Genomic DNA, 23987 nt, shown 5'->3' with positions numbered 1-23987 from the left:
CCGCGCCCCCACGCGAGCGCGGCGACCTCGTCCACGGCCGACGGCCGGTCACCGGAACGGGAAGGAACCACACGGACCATGCGCACCGAAGCGGAACGCTCCGCCCGGCCGGACATCGCCATCAGCGGGATCGGCGCCGTCACCCCGGCCGGACTCACCACCGAGGAACTGTGGACCGCGGTGTCCGCGGGCCGGTCCCTCGCGGTCGGCCTCACCCACTTCGACACCACCGGCCACCGCATCAAGATCGGCTGCCGGGTGCCCGAGCTCACCGGCCACGGCCTGCCCTGGCAGGAGGCGCTGGCCGGCAAGGCGGCCCGGCGGCTCGACCCCTTCGCCCGCTACGGGCTCGCCGCGGCGCTGGCCGCCCACGCCGACGCCGGGCTGCCGCAGGCGCCCGCCGCCCGCTGCGCCATCGTCGTCGGCAACGCCGTCGGCGGGCGCGCCACCAGCGACGCCGAGTCCGTCAACTTCGCGGCGAAGGGCCCCGGCGGGGTCCGCCCGCTGATGCCCCTGATGACGATGCCGAACGCGGCCGCCGCCCAGATCGCCCTCCAACTGGGCTGGCACGGACCGGCGCTCACCGTCTCCACCACCTGCGCCAGCGGGGCCGATGCCATCGGGATCGGCGCGGCCATGCTCCGCGACCACCGCGCCGACGTGGTGATCGCGGGCGGCTGCGAGGCGACCCTCACACCGATCACCCTCGCCGGGTTCGGCAACCTCAACGCCGCCTCCCTCCGTACCGAACCGGCCACCGCGTGCCGGCCGTTCGACGAGAGCAGGGACGGCTTCGTGATGGGCGAGGGCGCCGCCTTCGTGGTCCTGGAGCGGGCGGCCGACGTGCGCGCCCGGGGCGGCCGGGCACACGGCCTGGTCGCCGGATACGCCGCCACCTCGGACGCCCACCACCTCTCGGCCCCGCACCCCGACGGGGCGTACGCCGCCGAAGCCATGACCGGCGCGCTCGCCGACGCCGGTCTCGTCCCCTCGGACATCGCCCACGTCAACGCCCACGGCACCGCCACCGTGCACAACGACCGCGCCGAAGCCATCGCCCTGGCCAAGGTATTCGGGCCGGACGGTCCGCCGGTCACCGCCAGCAAAGGCGTGCTGGGCCACCTCATCGGAGCGGCCGGAGCCGTCGAACTCGTGGTCGCCGTGCTGTCGATGAACGCCGGTGCGGTGCCGCCCACCGCCAACCACACACGAACGGAACCCGAGATGGAGATCGACGTGGTCCACGGCACCCCGCGGCTTGTCCCCACCGGCCCCGCGCTGACCAACTCCTTCGGCTTCGGCGGCCACAACAGCAGTCTGGTGGTGGCCCCCGCATGACGACCCTGCCCGATTCCGCGCTCGACCCGTCCGCACCGCTCCTCGACGCGGACGCCGCCCGCCGCTACCGCACCGTCACCCGTCGGGCGTTGGACCGCCCGGCACCCGTCCGGCCCGGGGCGGGGCCTCTGGCCGCCTTCGTCCTCACCCATCCGCTCGCCGAGCGCACGGTCGCCGGCCTCGCCGCCGGCCATGGCCCGTACTCCCTGGTCCACCTCGCCCAGGAGATCGAACTGCACCACCCGCCGCGCCCCGGCGCCCCGCTCGACGCGTCCGCCGCGCTGGACGCCGTACGCGTCGAAGCCAAGGGCACCCGGCTCGTCCTGACCACCACGCTCACCGACCGGACGACCGGCGCCGAACAGGCCCGGCTCACCGCCCACATCCTGCTCGCCGGCATCCGGGCGGCCGAACCGCGCGGCACGCTCGTCCCCACGGCCTCGGTGCGTCAGGAGACGCCGGGCGACACGGTCAGCCGTGACCTCGGGATCGACCGGGAGTGGATAGCCGACTACGGCCGCGCGGCCGGCGACCTCAACCCCGTCCATCTCGACCCGGAGGCCGCCCGGTCGGCCGGGTTCACCGATGTCATCGCCCACGGCATGAGCCTCGTGGCACTCGCCGTGGAGGAGGCCGCCGAGCGGTACGCGGACGGAGACGTCGACCGGGTCCGGGCGATCGGCGCGCGCTTCGCCCGCCCGGTCCTGCCCGGCGAGGGAACGACCCTCATCCTCACGCCCGCCGCCGGGGACACCGTCGCCTTCACCGTACGGTCCGGGGGCGGCGCAGCCGTCAAGGGCGGCCGGCTCCGGCTGGGCCCCGGGACGGGAGCGGGCCGATGACCCGGACCGGCCGCCACGGCGAGACCGCCGAATCCGTGCTCCGCTGGGCCGACAAGACCCCGGACGCCCCCGCCCTGTGGTGGAACGGCAGCCCCACCAGCTACCGGGAACTGGCCGACGCGACCGCCGCCGCCCGCGCCCGGCTCGCCGAACACGTCCCCACCGGGGCCACGGTCGCCGTGCTCGACGACAAGTCGCCCGGCACCGTCGCCACCGTCCTGGCCTGCCTGGCCACGGGCCGTCCCGCGCTGCTGCCCTCGCCCACCCTGCCGCCCGACCACGTCGCGGCGGTGATGGCGGAGGCGGGCTGCCGGTACGCGCTCGCCGGGCCGGCCGTCACGGCGAGGGATCCGGAGCGCGGCGGGGGAGCGGTGCCGCCGGGCACCGCCCTCGTCCTCACCACCTCCGGCTCCACCGGCATCCCCAAGGCGGTCCCGCTGCCGCACCGGGCCGTGGAGGCCTTCACCGGCTGGGCCGCGGACGCCTTCGGCATCGCCGAGTCCACCCCGGTGCTCAACTACGCCCCGCTCAACTTCGACCTCTGCCTGCTGGACGTCTGGACCACCCTCGCCCACGGCGGCCAGGTGGTTCTGGTGGACCCGGCGACAGCGGCCGGCGGCCGGGGGCTGTTCCGCCTGCTGCGCACCCACCGCATCGAGGTGGTCCAGGCGGTCCCGCTCTTCTACGCCCTGGTCGGCGCCCAGGCCCGCGTGGAGGGCGGCGGCCCGCTGGAGGCCGTCCGGCACGCGGCGTTCACCGGCGACGTGATGCCCGATCAGGCGCTCGCCGACCTCGTGGACCTCGCCCCCGGCGCCCGGCTGCACAACATCTACGGCTGCACCGAGACCAACGACAGCCTGATCCACGAGGTCGACCGGAGCCACCCGCAGTCCGCCCCGATGCCGCTGGGCCGCCCGCTCCCCGGCGTACGCCTGAGGCTGCGGAACTCCGACGGCCGGCTGCTGAGCGGACCGGGACGCGGCGAACTGGAGGTCTCCACGCCCTTCCAGAGCACCGGGTACGCCGATCCGCGCCGGGCTGCCGAGAAGTTCGTCCTGGACCCGGCGGCGGACAGCGGCCCGGGCACCTGGTGGTTCCGCACCGGCGACCTGGTCGAGAGGGACGCCGACGGCACTCTCCGGCTCGTCGGCCGACTGGACCACCAGGTCAAGATCCGGGGCGTCGCCGTCAACACCGGCAAGGTCGAACAGGTGCTGCTGGAACACCCCGAGGTGCTGGAGGCCGGGGTGACCACCGTCCCCGACCCGGTCGAGGGCCGCCGCCTGATCGCCGTCGTACGGCTGAAGGACGCCTCCACCGCCAACAGCCTCGACCTCAAGAGGCACTGCACCGCCCGGCTGGCCCGCGGCTGGGTACCGGGTCTCCTCGTCCCCGTGACCGAGCCCCTGCCGCGTACCAGCACCGGCAAGGTGGACCGCCGCGCCATCGCGCGGACCGTGGCCGCACCCGCCGCCACCGCGTCCTGACCCGGCCCGACCGCCCTCCGCGGACCGACCGGCAGCCGCCGGCAGGCCCCGCACCACCCGAGAACCCCGTACGAGCGACCCGCCAAGGAGCACTCCGTGAGCAACGCCGACCAGATCAGCGAGTACATCGTCCGGGAGTTCCTTCCCGACCTCACCCCCTCCCAACTCCCGCCCGACATGGACCTCCTGGCCGACGGTGCGCTCGACAGCCTCGGCGTCCTCAAGCTGATCGCCTGGGTCGAGCACCACTTCCGGCTGGCGGTCGGCGACACCGACCTCGACCCCGAGAACTTCCGCAGCGTCAACGCCATCGACGCCTACATCGCGCGCTCCCGGAGCACCGCCGCCACGGGAGGCTGAGCCGTGCACCCGGCCCTCGTCCCGATGGTCGACCGGCGCGCCCCGGCCGGCCCCGAGCAGTGGGACGCACTCTGGCAGGCGCTGGCCGACGGAGCACTGGACCGCGGCGACGCGCTGGCGCTCCTCGCCTCCCTCACCGCGGCCCTGCCCGAGGAGGACAGCCTGCTCGCCCTGCTCGACGCGCTGGACCGGCGGCGCCCCGCGCGGCCCGCGACGCCCTGGCCCGGCACCGTCAACGTGGTGGGCACCGGCGGCGGCCCGCCCACCGTGAACCTGTCCACGGCCGCCGCACTGGTCGCCGCCGCCTGCGGCGTCCGGGTCGTCAAGTCCGGCTCCCGCGCCCACACCGCGCGCACCGGTTCGGTCGACCTCCTGGACCGGCTGGGCGTCCCGTTCGCCGCCTCCCTCGACCAGGCGTCCGGCCATCTGGAGTCCCACGGCATCGCCTTCACCGGGCCGTTCGTCTACCCCGTGCAGCTGGCCCGGCTCGCCCTGCTGGCCGTGCCGACGTCCATGCGCGTGTTCGGCCGGTTCCTCAACACCCTGGGCCCGTTCCTCGCGGCCGTCCCGGTGGCCGCCCAGGTCACCGGCGTCAGCGGGGGCCGGATCCCGCCCTCCCTGCGGGCCGTGGCGTCCCGGCCGGGCGCCCCGGCGACCTGGCTGGTCACCAACCCGCTCGGCGCCGACGAACTCCTCAGCATCTGCGACAACACGATCCACCTTCCCGACGGAGGCACGCTGACACTCCGCGCCGGCGATCTCGTCCCCGCCGACGGGTCACCCGACGATCTCGCCCCCGTCCCCCGGGACGCCGCCGCCGAGCACTTCCGAACCGTTCTCGCCGGCCGGGCGGGCGGTCCTCTGCGCGCCACCCTCCAGCTCAACGCGGCCGCGCTCGCCCTGGCGTCCGGCCACCGCGACGACTGGGCGAAGGCGGTCGCCGAGGCGGGCGCCGCGCTCGACGACGGGGCGGCGTTCGACCTGCTGGAGCGGCTGAAGGGGGCGGACCGTGCCGGCTGACTTCTTCGCCGAGGCCCGCGCCCGCGAGGAACTGGGCCTGGCGGTCTTCCTCAACGCGGGCGACCCGCCGCTGCCCGTCCTCACCGACCTCGTCGCGCTGCTGGACGAGTCGGGCGTCGACTGCCTCGAACTGGCCGTCCCCTTCCCCGACTCGCCCACCGACGGGCCCGTCGTTCGCCGGTCCGCCGACCGGGCGCTGGCGCAGGACGTCGGGCTCCGCGAGACCCTGGCCTTCGTCGCCGCCGTACGGCCGGGGCTGAAGCGGCTGCGGATCGCGGTGCTCGCCGACTGGAGCCACAGCCTGCGCACCGCCGCGCCCGCCGACTACGCCCGCGCCGTCGCGGACAGCGGCGCCGACGCCCTGCTGGCCCACGGCCTGCCGCCCCGGCTGCGGCCGGCCCACCACGAGGAGCTGCGCGCGGCGGGCCTGCCCGAGGTCACGACCTGCTACCCGTCCAGCGCACCGGCCACCGTCGCCGAGGCGGCGGCCCACGCCACCGGATACCTCTACCTGGTCGCGCGCTACGGGCGCAGCGGCGCCGGAACGCCCGACGGCGGCCATGCCGGTCTGGCGCCGTCCGTCGCCGCCCTGCGCGACCTCACCGCCTCCCCGATAGCCGTCGGCTTCGGGGTGTCCACCGCCGAGGATCTCGTCTCCGTCGCCCGCAGCGGTGCGGACGCGGCGATCGTCGGCTCCGCCGGAGTGGCCGCGCTGGAACGGAGTCGGGAGGCCGGGTCCGACCCGGTCGACGGCTACCGCTCCTTCGTCGTCGCCCTCGGCCGCCCCCACACCGCCCGTCCGAAGGAGGACACCCGTGCTCATCCGTAACATCGAGACCGTCAAGACCGTCGACTGGGGCAACGGACTCAGCCGCAGATTCGTCCTGGACGCAGACGGCCTGGGCTACAGCGTCACCGACACCACCGTGCGGGCCGGGACCAAGTCCCGCCTGGAGTACCGCAACCACCTGGAGACCTGCTACTGCATCGAGGGCTCCGGCGAGGTGGTGGAACTCGACGGCACCAGTCATCCGCTGACGCCGGGCGTCCTCTACTCGCTCGACAACAACGACCCGCACTTCCTGATCGCCTCGCCGTACGAGGACCTGCGTCTGGTCTGCGTCTTCGCCCCGGCGCTCCAGGGCGACGAGGTGCACAGCCTGGCCGAGGGCGTCTCCTCCGCCTACTAGGCCGCACAGCCGCTCACCCGACGGGCGCCTGAACCACGGGCGCCCGCCGATCCGACGACGGGACACCGCCGTCACCTCTCCGTCCGTCATCGACCGAGGCCACCCGCACGGCCCGTACGGAAGGCTCCGCCATGAGAAACCGCGACGCGGATCAGCAGGCGCTCTGCGCCGGCATGGCCCAGTGGGGCAAGATCCTGAGCGAAGGACATGTCGAGGCGGACGCCCGGTCCGCGTTCGAACCGGACCGCTGGCGGTCCCTCGCCGACAGCGGCGTCCTCGGGCTGCCGTTCCCTCAGCAGTGGGGCGGCGCGGGCCAGTCCCTCCTGACCACCCTGCACGTCCTGGAGACCCTCGGCGAGACCTGCCGGGAGTCCGGGCTGAACTTCTGCGCCACCACGTCGATGGCCAGCACCGGCGTACCCCTCACCGCCTTCGGCAGCGACGCCCTGCGCGAGCGCTATCTGCCCGGCATCTGCTCGGGCGAGCTGATCGGCGCGCACGCCATCACCGAACCCGACAGCGGATCCGACGCCATGGCGATGACCACCCGCGCCGAGCGCGACGGCACGCACTACGTCCTCACCGGCGGCAAGGCCTTCGTCAGCAACGGCCCCATCGCCGACGTCTTCGTCGTCTACGCGCGTACCCGCCCGGAGGGCGGACCGCTCGGCACCACCGCCTTCCTCGTCGACCGGGACACCCCCGGCCTCTCCGTCGGCGGGGCGACCGCCAAGATGGGCCTGCGCACCGCCCCGTTGTCCACCCTCCACCTCGACGGCTGCCGGATACCCGCCGACCGGGTGCTGGGCCGGGTCGGCGGCGGACTGCTCGTCCTGGACCACGTGATGAAGCGCGAGATCCTGTTCGGCTTCACCGTCCAGCTCGGCGAGATGCGCCACCGGCTGGAACGCACCGTCGCCTACGCCCGGGAACGCCGGGCCTTCGGCCACCCCATCGGCGACTACCAGGCGGTCTCGCACCGCGTGGTCGACATGCAGATCCGCACCGAGACGGCCGCCAAGTGGCTCTACGACACCGCCGAGCGGCTCGCCGCGGGCGAGGACGTCACCGCCGACCTCGCCATCACCAAGATCCTCGCCAGCGAGGCCGCCCTCTCCACCAGCCTCTCGGCGATCCGCGTCTTCGGCGGCGCGGGCTACCTCACCGAGGTCGGCCTGGAGAAGGAGGTACGGGCCGCGGTCGCGGGCACCCTCTACTCCGGGACCAACGACATCCAGTACAACCACGTCGCCTCGGCCCTGGGGCTCGGCGGATGAGCGCCCCGGCCGGACCGCCCCGGCCGCTGCTCAAGGTGTGCGGAGCCACCGCCCCCGAGGAGGCCGCCGCCGTGGCACCACGGGCCGATCTCGTCGGCCTCTGGTACGGGGTGGAGAACGGGGCCCGCGATCTGACCGGTGCTCGGCTGACCGAACTGGCCGACGCCGTCCGCACGGCGGGCCGGGCCGAGCCGGTGCTCGTCACCTTCCTGCACGACGCCGAACGGATCGCCGCGGCCGCCCGCGCCGCCCGGGTGCGCTGGATCCAGCTCCACGCCTACCAGCCGCCCGCGGCCGTGGCCGCCCTGCGCGCGGCCGTGCCCGACGCGGTGCTGGTCAAGGCCGTGCACGTCCTCGACGGGGCGTGCGTCGAGCGGCCGTTCCTCACGGCGTACGCCCGCGCCGGAGCGGACCTGTTCCTCGTCGACGCGGCGACCCGGGGCGGAGCGGTCGGCAGCACCGGCCGCCGCGTCCCGGCCGAGGCGCTGGAGGCCCTGCTGCCCGCCCTGCCCCGGCCGTTCATCCTCGCGGGCGGCCTCGGCGAGGCCGACGCACCGGGACACGCCTTCGCCGCGCACCCCGGGTTCCGGGGCGTCGACATCGACCACGCCGCCCGTGGAGACGGCGGCCCACTCGACCCGGCCCGTGTCGCCGCGCTGGACCGCGCCTGGACCGGCTCGCCCGCCCCTGCGCCGTGACGTCCCCCACCCCGCAGGAGAAGCCCGCCACTTCGTGAGGAAAGCCCGATGACGCAGTCCTTCCTCTCCGCGCTCCTCGGCGCGGAGCGCCCCGTGATCATGGAGGTGAAGTCCCGCGACGCGCACGGCGCCGACCTGTTGCGGGGCCGCACCCCCGGCGACATCGCCGCCGCCTACCAGCGGGCCGGAGCCCCGTGCGTGTCCGTCGTGACCGGCCGCTGGTTCGGCGGGTCGGCCGCCATGCTGCACGAGGTGACCGCCCGCGTGGACGTCCCGGTTCTGCTCAAGGACTTCGTGACCCGGCGCGACCAGGTCACCGCCGCCGCCCGCGCGGGTGTCTCGGCGGTCCTGCTGACCGCGGCGCTGCTGCCCCGGGAGTCCCTGCACGACCTGGCCCGCGCATGCCGGGCACACGGGCTGACCCCGTTCGTGGAGATCACCGGCGCCGAGGAGGCGATCGGGCTGCCGAACCCGCAGGACTGTGTCGTCGCGGTCAACAACAAGGACATCACCGCACGCGAACGGGACGCCGGGGACCTGGACCGCAGCCGCGCGCTGCTGCCCGCCGTACGGGCCGCCGGCACGCTCTGCCCCGTCAGCGCCAGCGCGGTGAACGACCCCGCCACCGCCGCCGGTCTGCTGGCCGAGGGCTACCGGGGCCTGCTCATGGGGACCGCGCTGCTGCGGGCGCCGAGCGTGGACGCCTGGCTGGCCGAGTTCGACGCACACCGAGCCGCGGGCACCGAGGAGACCGGGCGGGTCGTGGTGCCGCTGACCGCCGAAGTGCCCTCGGTCCTGCCGCACCCCGCCCCCGTGGCCGACGTGGCGGCTGCGCGGCCGGACGCCTCGGCCGCTCCCGCCGGCGAGGCCGAGGACGTGCCCGCGTGAGCGCCGCGCCGACGGAGTCGGTGGCCACAGCGGACGTCACCGCGGCCGGGCACGACGTCGCCCTGAGCGGCGTGGAGCAGATCGTGCTGGGCCACGGCCGCCACCGCCTCGGCGCCTGGCGGGCCGAACCGGCCACCGGTGCGCCCAGATCCGTGCTCGTCGCCGTCCACGGCCGGGCCATGTCACCCGGCTATTTCGCCGGACCGGTCGCCCCGCACACCTCACTGCTCGCCCTCGCCACCTCGCTCGGCCACACGGTCCTCGCGGTGGAACGGCCAGGCTACGGTCTCTCCCGCGCCGCCCTCCCGCACGGTCTGCCGCTCGCCGAACAGGCCCGGCAGCTGCGCCGATCGCTCGCCGGCTACGCCGAACTCCACCCGGTCGGGGCCGGGTTCTTCCTGCTCGGACACTCCGACGGCGGCAAGACCGCCCTGCACCTGGCAGGAGAGCCCTGGAGCGGGGCGACCCCCGCCGGCCGCCTGCTCGGGCTCGACCTCAACGGCTGTGGCTGGCACTACGCACCGGCCGCCGCCCACTTCCCGGACACGCTGGCCGGTGGGGCGGGAGAGCTCAACTGGGGTCCGCTGCGCCTCTATCCGGGCGGCACCTTCCGGGCCAGCCGCGCCCTGCTCCGCGAGGTTCCGGCCGCGGAGGAGGAGGAGGAGACGGGGCGGTGGCCCGCCCGGTTCCCGGCGGCCGCCGCCCGGGTGCGCTGCCCGGTGCGGCTCACCTTTGGCGCGTACGAGGGCTGGTGGCGGCTGGACCGGGACGAACTGGCCGCGGTGGCCGCGAGCTTCACGGGCACGCGCCGCCCCGCCGTCGAACGCCTGCCGGAGGCCGGACACAACCTCAGCCTCGGGCTGGCCGCCCCGCTCTACCACGCACGGGCGCTGGCGTTCCTTGAGGAGTGCCTGGCGGCCTCCTCCGACAGCCGGGGGTGACGTACGCGTATGCGCGTGAGCGCGTGAGATATGGACCTTTGGGCCCTGACCTGCTGGGATGATCGCGCACCGCGTACACGCTCCGTTCTGCCGCGTGCACCGTACGCCACCGCCTGGGAGAGTCCATCCGATCGACAGGACTGCGACATGAGCCACTACCCTCCCCGTGCCACCCCGTACCCGGCCGGCCCGGCCCGGCCCGGCGGGCATCCGCCCGCCGGCGACCGGATCACCGCGCCGCTCCTCGTGGCATCCGTGCTCTGCACGGGGCTGATGGCGGGGTTGTTCTTCGCCTACGACATCTCCGTGATGCCGGGCCTGGCCGAGCTGGACGACGCCGCCTACGCGGCGGCCATGCAGCGGTTCAACGCGGCGATCGACGGCAGCGCGCTGTTCGGCCTGGTCTTCCTCGCCACGCTGGGGCTCACGGTCGCCGCCGCGATCGTGGCCTTCCGCCGCAAGCGCCGCGCGGTGGCCCTGCCGCTGGCCGCCGCGGCACTCTGCTATCTGCTGGTGCTCGTCGTCACCGTCGCGGTCAACCTTCCCCTCAACGCGGACCTCGCGGCGCTCGGCGACCCCGCGTCCGCCCAGGACGTGCATGCGGTGATCGACGACTTCAAATCGGTATGGGTGCCGGTGAACATCTTCCGGACACTTTTCTGTGTTCTGAGTCTCGGTGCTCTGTGCGCCGCTCTGCTCCGGTACGGGAAGCCGGAATCCCCTGCGCTCCGGTAGAAAGGAGTCCGGAGAAGTGATGTACCAGTATTTCATCCGGCAACGGCTGATCGCCGCCTCCCGCATGCTCGGGTAATTCTCTCGTATTCGCGTTCGCATAGGGTGAGCCCCCTTTCTGTGCCGGTCGGCGAAGGGGGGCACCTGTGCGTGCCGTGCTCCGCCTCCGTACTGCTCGACGCGGTGGAGCCCCCGTCCCGCCCCCCGCCGGTCGGCGGCCCGGAGAGATGTGGGAGCGTGGGAACGGTGAGTGACAAGCCGACGGAATCCATGCAGTACCGCTTCGACGGGCCCGAGGACGCCCCGGTCCTCGTGATCGGTCCCTCGCTCGGGACGACGTGGCACAGGTTGTGAATCGTGTCTCGTGGGGCCTCGGTCGGTCCAGCTGAGCCGTATAAGGCCAGGTCAGGCCCTTTCTGTCCAGGCACGTCGACTCTGTTGGTGAGATGTGTGTGAGAGAAAACGCTCCTGGCAGGAGACACGACGAGCCCCCGCCGACCTCTGTCGGCGGGGGCTCGGCCACCGGCAAGATCCGCCGGTCGGCCAACCCGCTGAAGCTGGTGAGCCCGTCGAACGTGCGGGACATGGCGCGCGTGCCGCTCGGTGTCGCGCAGGCCCGCAAGCTCGTCGCGGACTTCCGGCCGGACGTCGTGCTCGCCACCGGCGGGTACGGCGCCGTCCCCACCGGCCTGGCGGCACGGCTGTGCCGGCGCCCGCTGGTGCTCCACGAGCAGACCGTGCGCCTGGGCCTGGCCAACCGCAAGTTGGCGAGCTCCGCGACGCGGATCGCGGTCTCCTCCGAGTCGACGCTGCCCCTGCTGCCCGAGGCGGCACGCGGCGCGGCCGTCGTCACGGGCAACCCGATCCGACCGGAGGTCCTGGCGGGCCACCCGGACAAGGCCGTCGCCGAGCTGGGCCTGCACGACTTCGACCGCCGACTGCCGACCGTGTACGTGACCGGGGGCGCCCAGGGCTCCCAGCAGATCAACGGAGTGGTCCGGGACTCACTGCCCTGGCTGCTGGAGCGGGCGAACGTCGTCCATCAGTGCGGCCCCGACAACGTCGACGAGTTGTGCCGACACGCGTCCGCCCTATCGACGGCGCTGGCCGGCCGCTACCACCTCACGGGCTTTGTCGGACCCGAACTTCCCGACGTGCTGGCGCTCGCCGACGTCGTCGTCTCCCGCAGCGGCGCCGGGACGCTGGCCGAGCTGACGGCCCTCGGCCGCCCGGCCGTGTTCATCCCGCTCGCCTCCTCGGCCGGCAACGAGCAGGCGCACAACGCCCGGCATCTGGAGGAGGCCGGCGCCGCCGTCGCCCTGCTCGACGAGGTGACACCGGGCCGCCTCCGGGAAGCGCTGGCACCGCTCCTCACCGACCCCGCCCGACGGCAGGCCATGGCGGAGCGAGCCCGTGCCCACGGCCGCCCCGACGCGGCGGACCGACTCGTGGACGTCCTCCTGTCCGCCGCGACGAACTGAACGTCCGGGTCGCTTGCGCAGGCCACGGCCCGGGGGCGGGCCTGGCCGACACTCACGTCCGCGTCAACCTCGGGCGGGTCGTCGTCGCCTGGTCCACCGGCGGAGGTGACGGCCGGTAGGACTGGGCGAGGTGGCGTTGCAGCCGGATGTGGCGGAACTGGTAGACGGCGCCGGTCTGGCGGAGCACGCCACGGCGGTAGGCGTCCTCCAGGAAGACGACCGTGTTCCAGGGCAGTCTGCCCGTCAGCGGCAGCCAGACGCGGGACAGCGTGAGCCACTGCCCCCAGGCGGTGAAGGCCAGCACGTAGGACGACGCGCCGCCCAGTCCGCCGACCGCGCCGAGCAGGACCGCGTCCGCCAGCCGCCACACCAGCGGCCCGAGGAGGTCCTGGAACAGGCCGACGACAAGAAAGCCGCAGAGGCAGACGCCGAGGGTGACCGCCGGCATGAGTACCAGAAGTTGGTGTCCGGCGGTCGCGCGGTTGGCGGACAGCAGCCGGAGGGGCGTGGCCGCCGCGGTGATGTCCATCGGCGCTTCGAAGGTCGCGAGCAGCCCGAAGACCAGCCCGGCCGACAGGCCGAAGATCAGCGCGAAGACCAGCATGTTGATCAGCACGCCGCGGAGCACCCCGGGGTCGGAGAGCGACGACCCCAGGTAGAGAGCGCGGAGCAGCGCGTGCGCCCAGGCGTACCCGATGCCCAGCACCGCCCCGCCCAGCAGCATGAACCCGAAGCGGGCGGTGAACGCGCGCAGCGGCCGACGGGCCACCCGCCGGTCGGCGGCCGGCAGTCTGAGCCGTACCCGGGACGGCTGGAGGGCGACCCGGTCCAGGGCTGCCATCACGGCGTAGACGAGCCCGAAGGCCACCCCGGCGATCAGCCCGACCAGTGCCCCCTGGACCAGTACGATCGCAGGGCCGAACCACTCGACGGACTGCCAGAGTTGGGCGACCAGCCCCACCAGCCAGGTGGCGGTGGCCATGCACAGGGCGGAGGTCAGGGTGACGTGCAGGACGCGGGTCCCCGTCGGCAGCCTGCGGCTCAGTCGCCACCAGGCGAGATCCTGCCGGCCGCCGTCCCCCTGACTGAGGCTGTGGGCGAGGTAGCCCAGCCAGTGCCGGGCACGCTCGGCGTCCCACTCCCGCTGCCGCCGACCGTCCTCGGACCGCTCGGGCGCACGGCGCCGGTAGACCGTCGGTACGAAGCCGGCCAGCAGATGTTCCTCAAGGTCGCTCGGGGTGGGGAAGCGTGTGGTGTCGAGTAGTTCGGCCGGGCTCCGGTCGGGCGCCTCGCTGTACATCGTCCGGGCCAGGATCACCATCAGCGGAGTGCGCAGCACGTCGGCGAGTTGGGCGGCCCCGGGGGTGTCACCGGTTCGCAACGCCTCCAGCACCTCGTCCCACACGCCGGTGCCGCTGCCCGTGGCACCCCCCGTGGCGCGGCGGACCTCGTGGGCGACGGGTCGTGCGGTGCGGGGCAGGTAGGCCGCGAGATCCTCGACGGTGAGGTCGGCCAGTTCGATGCCCGCGGCCCACACCAGGGGTGCCCGGGTCGCGGTGACCACCTGCTCGTACTCGTGCCGGCGGCTGGTCAGGACCAGCGGCAGGGAGGTGTCGTTGAGCGCGTCCAGCGCCGCGTCGCGCAGGCCCCGGGCTATCTCGTCGAACCCGTCAAGGACCGGCAGGATCAGGTCGGCGTCGACCAGCGCGGCGGCCTGCGTCGTTCCACCGGCGACCCGGCGGGCGAGGTGGGGGTGGTCCCGTAGCAGCCGGCCCACCAGCAGGTCCCGCACGGTGGTGGTGGCCGGGTCCCACGAGCCGAGGCTGACGATCACCGGCACCGGATCGGCCGGCGCGCGGGCCGCGAGGAGGTCGAGGGCGAAGCGGACGGCGAGCACCGACTTCCCCGAGCCCGCCCGGCCGAGTATCACCAACCGCCCGGACCCGATCCGCCGGTAGGTCTCCGCCACACTGCGCACGTCACCGCTCAGGTCCACGCCCCCGGCGGTGGCGCCCGGTTCCAGCCGCTGAACGTTCTCGGGATGGTCCGTCAGGGAGGCGGGCGCCGGCTGCCAGCGCACCGGAAGCGGGAACGGATCGTGGACCCGGCGCTGCTCCTCCTCGCGCCGCCAGCGCCGCCGGACCTCCCTGGCCAACGAGTCGGCGGCGCTCGTGAGCACGTCGTCGACCGGACGCGGCGCGGGGGTGTCGGGCGGCGCGGAGGCGGGCGGGGGCGGCGGCCCGGTCACGGCGACGGGGACCGGCTCGGGCGCGGGGGCCGTCGGTGGCCGGTCCATGGTGTCGGTGAGCCGACGGCGCTCCTCCGGCCGGGCCTCCAGAGCGTCCGCCAGCAGGTGCAGGGTCTTCACCCGGTGGTCGGTGGACTTGCCGGTCTCCAGTCTGCGGATGGTGCGTACGCTCACCGTGGACCGCTCCGCCAACTGCTCCTGGGTGAGGCGGGCACGCTTGCGTAACTGGCGTAGCAGCGCGCCTGCTTGGTCCGTCATTCGGGGCTCCCACCTCGCACGGATACGGTGGTCCTGAGCGTAGCGTGACGACCGGTCACGCATGGCCGGTCGACTGGCCTGTTCCCTGAACCGCGTGCACGCCATCGTGACAACGGACCGGCGGCCCCCGCCGGCACGTCACACGAAGGAGCACTCCCGAATGGGACCCTCAACTCCACGTCGTCTGCGGGCCCTTGGCGCGGCACTCGCGGCCGCGCTGGCACTCACCGCGCTCAGCGGCCCGGGCGCTCGGGCGGACGCCCCCGCCATCCCCGACTACGCCGACGGGTTCGGCCTCCAGGTCGCCCAGCCGACCGAGGTGCACTCCGGTACCGACCTCACCCTCACCGTGACCACGCCACAGGTGTCCGGCCCGCACAAGATCCGCGTCTTCCTGCCTCGGGACTACGCCGCGAACCCGCACAAGCGTTGGCCGGTCGCATACTTCCTGCACGGTGGCGGCGGCAACGTGAACGACGCCGCGGCCGCCCCCGCTCTGCGCTCCGACAAGATGATCACCGTGGTTCCGGACGGCGGGCGCAAGGGCTGGTACGCGAACTGGAAGATGCAGAACACCGTGCTGAAGGCGGCCAACTGGGAGACCTTCCACCTGGAGCAGGTCGTCCCCTTCATCGACGCCAATCTGCGCACCTTGCCCGACCGCGCGCACCGGGCGGTCACCGGTCTGTCCATGGGCGGCTCCGGCGCCCTGCACTACGCCCAGGCCCGACCCGACCTCTTCGGCCACGTCGCCGCGCTGTCCGGTGGCCTCGACTTCGGAATGGCGGAGATCCGCGCGACGGTCGTCGCCACCGAGCTGAACCTGCCGGGCGCCTGGTGCGCGGTGAGCAGCGCGAGCGGGTGCCCCGACTACGGCCCGTACGTCGACAGCGACGCCATCTTCGGCTCGCCCTACCCGGTGTTCGGCGCCGACCGCCTCTGGCGCGCCTACGACCCCGCGGCCCCGGCCAACCTGGCCCGGCTCGCGGACACCTCGGTCACCCTCTACACCGGCGACGGGGACGTCATCGACGCGCGGACCGCGCGCGCCGCCCGCACCGTCAAGTCCCGGCTGGACCAGCTGAACATCCCCATTCGCCTTGTCGACTACGGCAACGGGAAGTCACTCGCTCCCACCTGCAACGGCGGCCACAACTACGGCTGCTGGGCCCCGGCGTTCGCCGACCACGTGCCGCGCCTGGAAGCCGCCTTCGCGGCGGCCGCGACCAACTGACCCACTTCGAGCCGCTCATCGAGGAGAAGCCACCACCATGGCAAAGCACAAGCAGTGGAGCAGGGCGAGGCTTCCCGTCGTCGCAGGCGCCGTCTGCGCGACGATACTGGCCCTGTCGGGCCCGGCGGCAGCCCAGGCCGGCGCAACGGCCGAGGAGGAGCACGCGGCCACACTCGCGGCGCTCAAGAGGTTCCAGGCCGCCGCCGGCCCGGGTGCGGCCGTCCACGCCGGGAACGGTGACGGCTCCTGGACCCTGTCCGTCGGCACCGGCACCGTCAACTCCACGCGGCCCATCAAGTCCGACGAGCACTTCCGCGTCGGTAGCCAGACCAAGACCTTCACCGCGGCGGTGCTGCTGCAACTCGTCGACGAGGGGAAGGTGTCGCTGGACGCGATGATCGACGACTACCTGCCCGGCGTCGTCTCCGGCAACGGCTACGACGGCACCCGCATCACCGTCCGCCACCTGCTCCAGCACACCAGCGGCCTGGCGGCGTACAACCCGTACCCGGTCACCCAGGCGCCCAAGCCCAGTCCGGACGGCACGTACGACCTGGCCGCCTCGGTACGCAAGGGGCTCAGCAGCCCGCCGGTCTCCGCGCCCGGCGCGGGCTTCACCTACTCCAACACCAACTACCTCGTGCTCGGCATGCTCATCGAGAAGGTGACGGGCCAGAAGGTGCACCAGGCCGTCACCGACCGGGTCATCACCCCGCTGGGCCTGGAACGCACGGTCTTCCCCGCGCCCGGTGATCGCACCCTGCCCGCCCCGGCGGTCAACGGCTACCACGGGGCCCGGCTCGGCGGCCTGTACTTCTGGACCCCGGCTCTCAGCTACGACCCGTCCCTCTACAGCAGCGCGGGAGCGGTCATCTCCACACTGGAGGACCTGACCACCTTCTACCGGGCGATCACCTCGGGCGAGGTCTTCTCGTCCGCGAGCCTGGCCGAGATGGAGAGGGTGTGGAAGGCCGAGCCGGGTGGCGACGGCGGCGTGGGACTGGGCATCGGCAAGTTCAAGCTGTCCTGCGACACCGTCGCCTGGGGCCACAACGGCGGCGTACCGGGCTACCTCACGCAGACCTTGGTGACCAAGGACGGCCGCCACGCGTCCGTCGTGACCAACACGCTGTTCCAGCTCAACACACCGACCAAGCAGCTCGCGGAGCTGCTGGACGCGGCACTGTGCAAGGACGCGCCGAAGCGGTACTGACGCGGCGGCGGGTGGGGCGCCCCGCGGGACACGGGGGATCTCGCGGAGCGTCCCGCCGCACCCGGGCGCCGGCCCGCGCCACGTCCCGCACCGGCCGTAACTGGCCGGTGGCACTGTGGCCGGTCTCCTGACCTGTTTCCCCGGACCTCCCGGCGGCACCCTCGCTCTCACACCCCCCTGCACCATCGCACCCACGCACCATCGCACCTGCGGCATCGAGGAGTTGACATGGCGTACCGCTACCGATGCGGCGAATGCGGCTTCACCACCCGGTGGACCACCGAGTCCGAGGCCGAGGACCTCGCGGTCGCCCACTACGCCGACCGGCACCCCCGACTCGTCCCGGGCGGCAGCGTGGAGATCAACCGGAAGAACCCGAACTCACTCGGCTGCGTACCGCTGTTCGGCCTGGCGTGCCTCGTGCTGTTCCTGATCATCGCCTCCTGTCAGCGCTAGGCGAAACAAGAGCCCGTGATGAAGGAACTCGGCGCCACCGACCCGCGGGCGGCCCATGACCCTCCGCTCCTGCCCCGGCCCGGCTCCGGCGGCAGGGGCGCCGTACCAGTATCCGAAGGGGGACGTGATGACCAGTACACGGCTGCTGCCACTCGGTCCGGACGACCCACGGCAGCTCGGCGCGTACCGCATCGAGCGGCGGATCGCCTCCGGCGGAATGGGACGGATCTATCTCGGGCGGTCCGGCAGACCCGGCGAAGGCGGCCACCTCGTCGCGATCAAGACGCCGATCGCAGAGGGCACGGTGAGCCCCGGCGACCGCAAGCGGTTCGCACGCGAGGTGGAGCTGGCCCGTCGGGTGGACAGCGTCTACACGGCGCGCGTACGCGACGCGGGACTCGCGGACGCCCGCCCGTGGATGGCTGTCGACTACATACCGGCTCCCCCGCTTTCCGAACTCGTCGACAGTCAGGGCCCGTTGCCGGTCCCCGCCGTCCGCTGGGTGGCGGCCGGCGCCGCGCGCGCCCTGATCGCCCTGCATGACGAAGGCGTCATCCACCGGGATGTGAAGCCGCAGAACATCCTGCTACCCGCGGCGGGCCCGCGCCTCATCGACTTCGGCATCTCCCACGCGTACGACCTCACCCGGACCGCCCTGACGCTAGGCACTCTCGCGTTCAGCTCACCGGAGCAGGCACGCGGTCAGGCGTCCACCACGGCATCGGACGTGTACTCACTCGGCGCGACGCTCTTCTACCTGGCCGTGGGTCGCCCGCCCTACCGCGTCACCGAGAACATGCTCCAACTGCGCGCCCTCGTGGACAACAACGACCTCACGCTCAAGGGAATGCCCAGGGAGTTGGCCCCGCTGATCCGACCCTGCCTGGCCGCCGTGCCCGCCAAGCGCCCGCACCTCCCCGACCTCCTGACGGAGTTGGACCGGACCGTCCCTCGGGGAGGCGGTGAACAATCGCTGCCACCACACTGGATGGCCCTGATCGAAGGGTACGAGGCCGAGGGCCGGCGCCTGCGGGACACCGCCCCCAGCAACGAGACAGCGACGGAACGACTGCTCACCCAGGTACTGCCGGCGCTGCCCACCCGCCCCTACACGCAACAGCGCGAGGCGTACACACAGCTGCGGGACGCCGCCAGAACCCCGCAGCGTCGGGCCAGACTCGGGTACGTCGCGGAGACTCTGCGGCGCCGCCAGGAGGAACTCCGCCAGCGCGTGCAGCAGGAGAGACGAGAGGAGCGTGCGAGGCAGGCGCGCGCGCAGCGCGAACGTGAGGAGGCGAAGCGGCGCGAACAGCTGCGCAGGGCGGAACAGGAGCGCAGGCGAGAGGAAGCCGAGCGCAGGCGTAAGGAGGCGGAACGCAGGCATGAGGCGCTGCGGTCGGTGGCCGCTTTCACCGGGCTCATGCTGCTGCTTGCCGCGGTCATCGGCGGGTTCGCGTACGCCCGGGAGAACGGGCTGATTCCTGAGCGGAACGACAACGCGAGCCCGTCGAGCTCCCCCGCCCCCGCCCCTGACCCCGACCCCGCCCCCACCAACACCCGTACAAGCGGGAGCAGCACCGGCGGCTACGGCTCGGTCGACAACAGTTACACCCCGCCGCCGCCCCGAGAGCCGGACCCTCGCGACAGGGCGTTCGCGGCGGTTCGGCGCGGGAACTGCCTCAACGTCCACGACGACGGCTATGACAGATGGAGCAAGGACACCCCGCACACCGTGCCGTGCGGCTGGCTGACCGCGTACGTACGTGTCACCGGGGTGGCCGACTCCGACAGGTGCGAGTCGGGTGGCGGGCGCACCTCCTGGTCGCACACGAACGACGACCTCACGCGCACGGTGCTGTGCCTGGAGCGGCAGTTCCGTACGGGCCAGTGCTTCCTCGCCACCGCGAAGGACCGGCGCCCGGACACGGCGAACCTGATGACCATCTGGGACTGCAACGCGAGGAGGGTGCCAGTCAAGTACGACTTCATCATGCGGATCACGAGCGTCGGATCCGGCACCGTCGGGAACTGCGGCCTGGACTACGCCTGGGAGATCCACGGCGGCAGAGGAACGATCTGCGCCGCCGTCGCCTGAGCCGCGCCGTCCCACGAAGCGGCGCCGCGAGAACCCCGGCGGCGGCCTCGTCAGAGGCACTCCCTCCCTACGGAAGAACGACGGTTCACCAGGCGACGTACCACTCAGCCCAAGGAGGCACCAGATGGACGAGCCGACCCCTCCCCCGGACGGCCACGCACCGGCTCCACCGCCGCCGGCCATACCGCCGCCACCCGCCTACCCGCCGACGCCGCCGGACGGTCCCGGACTCCAGCACGCCCGTACCCGGCCGGGACGACAGCGTGCCTGGCTGATGCTGGGCGGCGCTCTCACCCTCGTCCTGGCGCTGGTCATCGGTGCCCTGGTGGTGACCGGCGCCGGACTCGTCGGCGGCCGCAACAGCCCCGAACGGTCCGGCGGCGGCTCTGACGGGACCGCGCAGCAGAACCAGACGCCGCGTCAGGAACTCAAGCCCTTCCAGGAGGCCGTTGAGAACCTGGCGACCGCCGAGGGCCTGCGCTACAAGGACACCTCCGCCTTCGGGATCACCGAGAACGAGATCACCGTCACCGCCGGCGGCAGCAAGTACGGCACCGCCGGCTCAGGCAACAGCCGACACGACCGGGACCTGCTCAGCGTCGGCGGCAAGACGTTCCTGCGCTGGCAGAAGAACCCCGCCCCCGGACCCGGGGCGGAGTCCGGCGCCCGGGAGAAGCCCAGCGCGTGGATGGCCGGCCTGGACGACGGCTCCACCCTCGTCAAGGAGTCCCTCGACCGCACCCTCCCCCCGCCGAAGCTCGCGGACGTCCTGACCAAGGCCCTGGCCGAGGTGGCGAAGAACCCGACTCCGGCGTCCCGGGCCGAGGAACGGCCCCGCAGTGTGCAGGGGACACCCGCGCGCGCCGCGAACACCCCGGCCGGCCGGCTCCTGGTCACCAAGGACCTGCCCCACCGTGTGCTGCGCCTGGAGTCCTACGACCCGCGCGAGGCCCTCGACCAGTACCGCAACGGCGAGACACCGACCGAGATCCCGCGCGTGACCACCGGACCGCTCGCCGGGGGCCAGGCCGAGGGCATGGACCTCACGCCCCTCACCGGCGACGACGTCAAGCCGATGTTCGACGACCTGCTCGAGCGCACCAAGCAGCTCAAGGACGCCACCGACCGCGGCATCAACTTCACCCTCAACGGCTCGGGAAAGCTGAGCTGCGGCGCCGGAGGCTGCTCCGTCGATCAGAGCTTCACCGGCCAGATCTCCGCCAAGGCCCGAGAGCAGCGCGTCACCGGCGGCAAGGTCACCGCCGTACTGAGCGCCACCTTCACCATCGGCGGCCGGCCCGCCGGCTCGTGCACCAGCAGCCACGGCACGTTCCCCGTCACCGGCGAACGCGTCTCCGGCAGCCTCCGCTGCGCCAACCCGGGCGCCGGCGCCGTCTACTCCTCCGTGGCCGCGCAGGAAAGGGCCAAGGCCCAGGCCCAGTCCCGAGCCAACGGCGGACGGCCCGTCCGGTACAGCATTCCGCTGCGCGCCAAAACCCTCGTCGACGCTCGCGCCCTCGCCGCGCTCGAGGTCAGACAACTCGTCGACCGCGTCCAACGCGAACGCGACACCGCGAACTGCCCCACGCGCCCGAACGCCGCGCCCCAAGGCGCCCCCGGCGCCCCCGTCACAGGGGAGATCGCCCCCGGGACCCCGCTATCCGGCCCGCCGCCGGCCTCACAGGCTCGCACCTTCAGAGCCCGCCTCACCACGATCACTGACCGGATGCCGGCGACCGCTGTCATCACACCTGTTCGCAACGGCAAGTGCCCCGACGGGAAGCTTTCTGACCCGCTTCCGCAGGGGATGTCCAAGCACTTCGTGAACGCCAGGGCCGACACCGCCGCGGACAGCAAGACGGTAAGTAGGCCCCCGGTGAGGAGCGGGTCGTAGGGAGCGATGTCCTTGTCGGTGACGCGGGGCAGCGCCCAGCGCATGGCAAGGGCGAGAATGCTCCCGGCTGCCCATCCAGCGGGAACCGCAATCGCGCTGGCAGATACCGCTCCGGAAACGGCGGCGTAGCGCAGGTCACGGTCCGCGACTCCGAGGCCAGCGAGGATCGCGAACTCAACGCGAGTTCGCCGCATCCGCAAGGCAAACGCCCCAGCGGCGATGACTCCGAGCACTACAATACCGGGAGCGAGTAGCAGCGCCGACTCGCGTTCGATCATTGCCCGGGAAGCGGCGATGCCTTCTCTGGTTTCGAGCTGCATCCCCTTCTGGCTGATGATGCTCTGGGCGATATCCATCTGTTCGGTGTCACCTGCGAGGAGCAGTCCGTAGTCCGAGGACACCACATTGGTGCTGTCGCGTCCGGTCCTGGGCCATGCCTGCAGTTGTCCGGGGGCAGCGAGGTAGGTGTAGGAGGCGTGTGCCTGCGGGCTCTCCATCAGGCCGACGATCCGCGCTGGCGCATCGCGCTTCCAGCGGTAGGGCAGGCTGTCGCCCAGGCTCAATCCTTGGGCATCCGCGAGGGCCCGGCTCACGGCGATCTCCCCTGTAATATGTCGCCGATGACGCTCGAATAGATCCTGGTGCGAGAATCGAATTCTGATGCTCGAAACTCGAAGCGATTCGCCGGTTCAACCGGCGAATCGCTTCGCAATCTCTTTTATTCTCCTACCTCTGGACTCAGCTCGATTGTAACTACTCCTGGGATGTCAAGCGCGTCAATCAATTGCCCTGCCGCCTCCGCGGAGAAGAGCGTTTTGGTCACGCTGAGGAGAAACCCGGGCGTAGGTGGATTGTAAGCCTCTCGCTGGCAGGTGAATTTTTCTCCGCTGGGCAGTGCGAAAGTGAAACACAGCCACTCGGCCAGCGAGTCCACTCCGACATCGGGCCGCCCCCAAAGGCGATAGAGCGCCATGAGGTCAACCTGCACTATTGATCAGAAACTCATGGGGTTCTTGTCCAGGACGTAGCGGACGTGCGGGCCGCCGAAGTAGCCGCGCACGATGTGTGGCTGACGCTGGCGTCTGTGGAAGAACCTTCGGGTTTCGGCGGCGAGTTCGGCCTGATTCCTGGCCCGGTGGGTGTGGGGCAGGCTGCGTTTCAGGTCGGCGTTGACCAGCTCGTCGGGGTTCAGTTCGGGTGAGTACGAGGGTAGGAAGTGCAGCTCGATCTGGTCTTGGTGGTCGGCGAGCCAGGCCCGGACGGTTTTCGAGCGGTGGGCCGAGTGCCGGTCGACGATCAGGTGGACCTTGTGGTCGAAGTGCCCGACGAGCCGGTCCAGGAAGCGGCACATCACCTTCGCGTCGAACGACTCGGTGAAGACCATGAAGTGCATCCGGCCACGGGTGCTGATCGCGGACATCGCGTTCACGGAGAACCGGTTCCCGGTCCGGCGGACGATGGGGGTGGAGCCTTTGGCGCCCCAGGTGCGGCCGGTGATCTGGTCCGAGCGGACACCGACCTGGTCGGCGAAGAGAACCTCGGCGTTCTCCGCCTTCGCCCTGGCCCGGATCGCCGGCCAGGTCTCCTCGCGCCAGAGGAGGACCGCTTCCGGGTCCTGCTCGACCGCCCGCTTGTCCGGACGCTGGAAGGTCAGCCCCCAGCGCCTGAGGTACTTGCCCACCCCGGGCTCGGTGAAGCGGACGCCGTACAGCTTGAAGATCAGCTCGCCTATTTGCCCCCGCGTCCACAGATGACCCGAAAGCCCCAGGTCAGCGGGGATGTGATCAAGGACGGCCTGCCGTACAGCCGCCTGCTCGGCCTCGGACAGGACCTGATGCTCGCCCACGCGGCGGCCTCGCGGGCGCGACAGCAGCGCGTCCCGGCCACCGGCCCGCCACCTCACCCACCAGTTGTCCACGGGCTTGACCGACACCTTGAACAGGGCGGCTACCTCCACCCGGTCCCGGCCCTCCACCAACGCGGAAACCGCCAGCAACCGCACGGCTTCCTGCGCGTTCGGCGACCACGTCCGCGCGTCCCCTACCAGATCACTCACACACCATCAACGAGCCTGAACTCAAAGCGTTTCGGCTCAGTAGCACGGGTACCCCGAAAGCTGGTCACACCAGCCCTTTGACCTGCTACTTCAAGATGGCGGAGGCTCTCTGAATTCCGCGTATGCCCAGGCGTGACCGGTGCGTCCCTCCCGTCTCGGTGCGGAACGTAGACCAGGAGTGCCGGTTACTGAGGTTGAACTCGGGATGTCGTGCTGCTGATCAGGCAGGTCGGATGGTCAGGCCGGTCTCGGTGAGGCAGCCGTCTATGAGGTGGCTGC

General features: G+C 72.5%; 19 protein-coding genes and 2 pseudogenes. 19 read left to right on the top strand and 2 right to left on the bottom strand.

Annotation, left to right across the window (positions count from 1 at the left end; all coding sequences use genetic code 11):
* The first annotated feature begins 78 nt into the window (after positions 1–78).
* The 14 genes and pseudogenes from ACGF2Y_RS30410 to ACGF2Y_RS30345 all read left to right on the top strand — a co-directional run.
* On the top strand, positions 79–1338 hold the full coding sequence (locus ACGF2Y_RS30410; protein ID WP_392954121.1) for a beta-ketoacyl-[acyl-carrier-protein] synthase family protein: 1260 nt from the start codon (positions 79–81) through the stop codon (positions 1336–1338).
* A complete protein-coding gene (locus ACGF2Y_RS30405) occupies positions 1335–2180 on the top strand; it encodes a MaoC/PaaZ C-terminal domain-containing protein (RefSeq protein ID WP_392954118.1) in 846 nt (281 codons plus the stop codon). Before ACGF2Y_RS30410 ends, ACGF2Y_RS30405 begins: the two co-directional genes overlap by 4 nt.
* On the top strand, positions 2177–3667 hold the full coding sequence (locus tag ACGF2Y_RS30400) for an AMP-binding protein (protein WP_392954115.1): 1491 nt from the start codon (positions 2177–2179) through the stop codon (positions 3665–3667). The genes ACGF2Y_RS30405 and ACGF2Y_RS30400 overlap by 4 nt, the downstream gene beginning before the upstream one ends.
* 96 nt (positions 3668–3763) lie before the next feature.
* Entirely contained in the window at positions 3764–4027 is a 264-nt protein-coding gene (locus tag ACGF2Y_RS30395; RefSeq protein ID WP_103507664.1) for an acyl carrier protein, read from the top strand.
* A 3-nt stretch (positions 4028–4030) separates the two neighbouring features.
* Positions 4031–5047: a hypothetical protein gene (locus ACGF2Y_RS30390; protein WP_392954112.1), complete on the top strand. Its 1017-nt coding sequence runs from the start codon at positions 4031–4033 to the stop codon at positions 5045–5047.
* On the top strand, positions 5037–5876 hold the full coding sequence (trpA, locus tag ACGF2Y_RS30385; RefSeq protein WP_392954109.1) for a tryptophan synthase subunit alpha: 840 nt from the start codon (positions 5037–5039) through the stop codon (positions 5874–5876). The genes ACGF2Y_RS30390 and trpA overlap by 11 nt, the downstream gene beginning before the upstream one ends.
* Positions 5863–6237, top strand: coding sequence for an ectoine synthase (locus tag ACGF2Y_RS30380; RefSeq protein WP_392954106.1), 375 nt, complete (start codon positions 5863–5865; stop codon positions 6235–6237). Before trpA ends, ACGF2Y_RS30380 begins: the two co-directional genes overlap by 14 nt.
* A 131-nt stretch (positions 6238–6368) precedes the next feature.
* Positions 6369–7514, top strand: a complete 1146-nt coding sequence (locus ACGF2Y_RS30375; protein ID WP_103507668.1) for an acyl-CoA dehydrogenase family protein — start codon at positions 6369–6371, stop codon at positions 7512–7514.
* Positions 7511–8212, top strand: a complete 702-nt coding sequence (locus tag ACGF2Y_RS30370) for an N-(5'-phosphoribosyl)anthranilate isomerase (RefSeq protein ID WP_392954103.1) — start codon at positions 7511–7513, stop codon at positions 8210–8212. The genes ACGF2Y_RS30375 and ACGF2Y_RS30370 overlap by 4 nt, the downstream gene beginning before the upstream one ends.
* Positions 8213–8260: 48 nt before the next feature.
* The gene (locus tag ACGF2Y_RS30365; RefSeq protein ID WP_392954100.1) at positions 8261–9100 is read left to right on the top strand and encodes an indole-3-glycerol-phosphate synthase; all 840 of its coding nucleotides are present in this window, start codon (positions 8261–8263) and stop codon (positions 9098–9100) included.
* On the top strand, positions 9097–10041 hold the full coding sequence (locus ACGF2Y_RS30360; protein ID WP_392954097.1) for an alpha/beta hydrolase: 945 nt from the start codon (positions 9097–9099) through the stop codon (positions 10039–10041). Before ACGF2Y_RS30365 ends, ACGF2Y_RS30360 begins: the two co-directional genes overlap by 4 nt.
* Before the next feature lie 147 nt (positions 10042–10188).
* Entirely contained in the window at positions 10189–10776 is a 588-nt protein-coding gene (locus ACGF2Y_RS30355) for a DUF1772 domain-containing protein (protein WP_392954094.1), read from the top strand.
* 180 nt (positions 10777–10956) lie between these two features.
* Positions 10957–11118: pseudogene (locus ACGF2Y_RS30350) on the top strand (3-oxoadipate enol-lactonase); the annotation flags it as partial.
* A 173-nt stretch (positions 11119–11291) separates the two neighbouring features.
* Positions 11292–12254, top strand: a pseudogene (locus ACGF2Y_RS30345) (glycosyltransferase); the annotation flags it as partial.
* Between the two features lie 52 nt (positions 12255–12306).
* On the opposite strand, the gene ACGF2Y_RS30340 reads toward ACGF2Y_RS30345, so the two are convergent.
* The gene (locus ACGF2Y_RS30340; protein ID WP_392954092.1) at positions 12307–14760 is read right to left on the bottom strand and encodes a helix-turn-helix domain-containing protein; all 2454 of its coding nucleotides are present in this window, start codon (positions 14758–14760) and stop codon (positions 12307–12309) included.
* A 160-nt stretch (positions 14761–14920) separates the two neighbouring features.
* Between ACGF2Y_RS30340 and ACGF2Y_RS30335 the strand changes: the two genes are divergently transcribed.
* The 5 genes from ACGF2Y_RS30335 to ACGF2Y_RS30315 all read left to right on the top strand — a co-directional run bounded on the left by ACGF2Y_RS30335 (position 14921) and on the right by ACGF2Y_RS30315 (position 21652).
* On the top strand, positions 14921–15994 hold the full coding sequence (locus tag ACGF2Y_RS30335; RefSeq protein WP_392954089.1) for an alpha/beta hydrolase: 1074 nt from the start codon (positions 14921–14923) through the stop codon (positions 15992–15994).
* Positions 15995–16031: 37 nt separating this feature from the next.
* Complete coding sequence (locus ACGF2Y_RS30330) at positions 16032–17207, top strand: serine hydrolase domain-containing protein (protein WP_392954086.1); 1176 nt, start codon at positions 16032–16034, stop codon at positions 17205–17207.
* Positions 17208–17435: 228 nt separating this feature from the next.
* A complete protein-coding gene (locus tag ACGF2Y_RS30325) occupies positions 17436–17663 on the top strand; it encodes a hypothetical protein (RefSeq protein WP_356899063.1) in 228 nt (75 codons plus the stop codon).
* 127 nt (positions 17664–17790) lie between these two features.
* Positions 17791–19758 carry a serine/threonine-protein kinase gene (locus ACGF2Y_RS30320; RefSeq protein ID WP_392954083.1) on the top strand — a complete coding sequence of 656 codons (1968 nt, stop codon included), beginning with the start codon at positions 17791–17793 and terminating at the stop codon, positions 19756–19758.
* 124 nt (positions 19759–19882) lie between these two features.
* Complete coding sequence (locus tag ACGF2Y_RS30315) at positions 19883–21652, top strand: hypothetical protein (RefSeq protein ID WP_392954080.1); 1770 nt, start codon at positions 19883–19885, stop codon at positions 21650–21652.
* 994 nt (positions 21653–22646) lie between these two features.
* Here ACGF2Y_RS30315 and ACGF2Y_RS30310 read toward each other — a convergent pair.
* Positions 22647–23708, bottom strand: a complete 1062-nt coding sequence (locus tag ACGF2Y_RS30310; RefSeq protein ID WP_392954077.1) for an IS630 family transposase — start codon at positions 23706–23708, stop codon at positions 22647–22649.
* Positions 23709–23987 lie beyond the last annotated feature (279 nt).

This window comes from Streptomyces sp. NPDC048142, from assembly GCF_043202835.1.
GTDB lineage: Bacteria > Actinomycetota > Actinomycetes > Streptomycetales > Streptomycetaceae > Streptomyces.
Note: the sequence above shows the minus strand (reverse complement) of the source record. Positions and strands in the feature narration are given on the sequence as shown.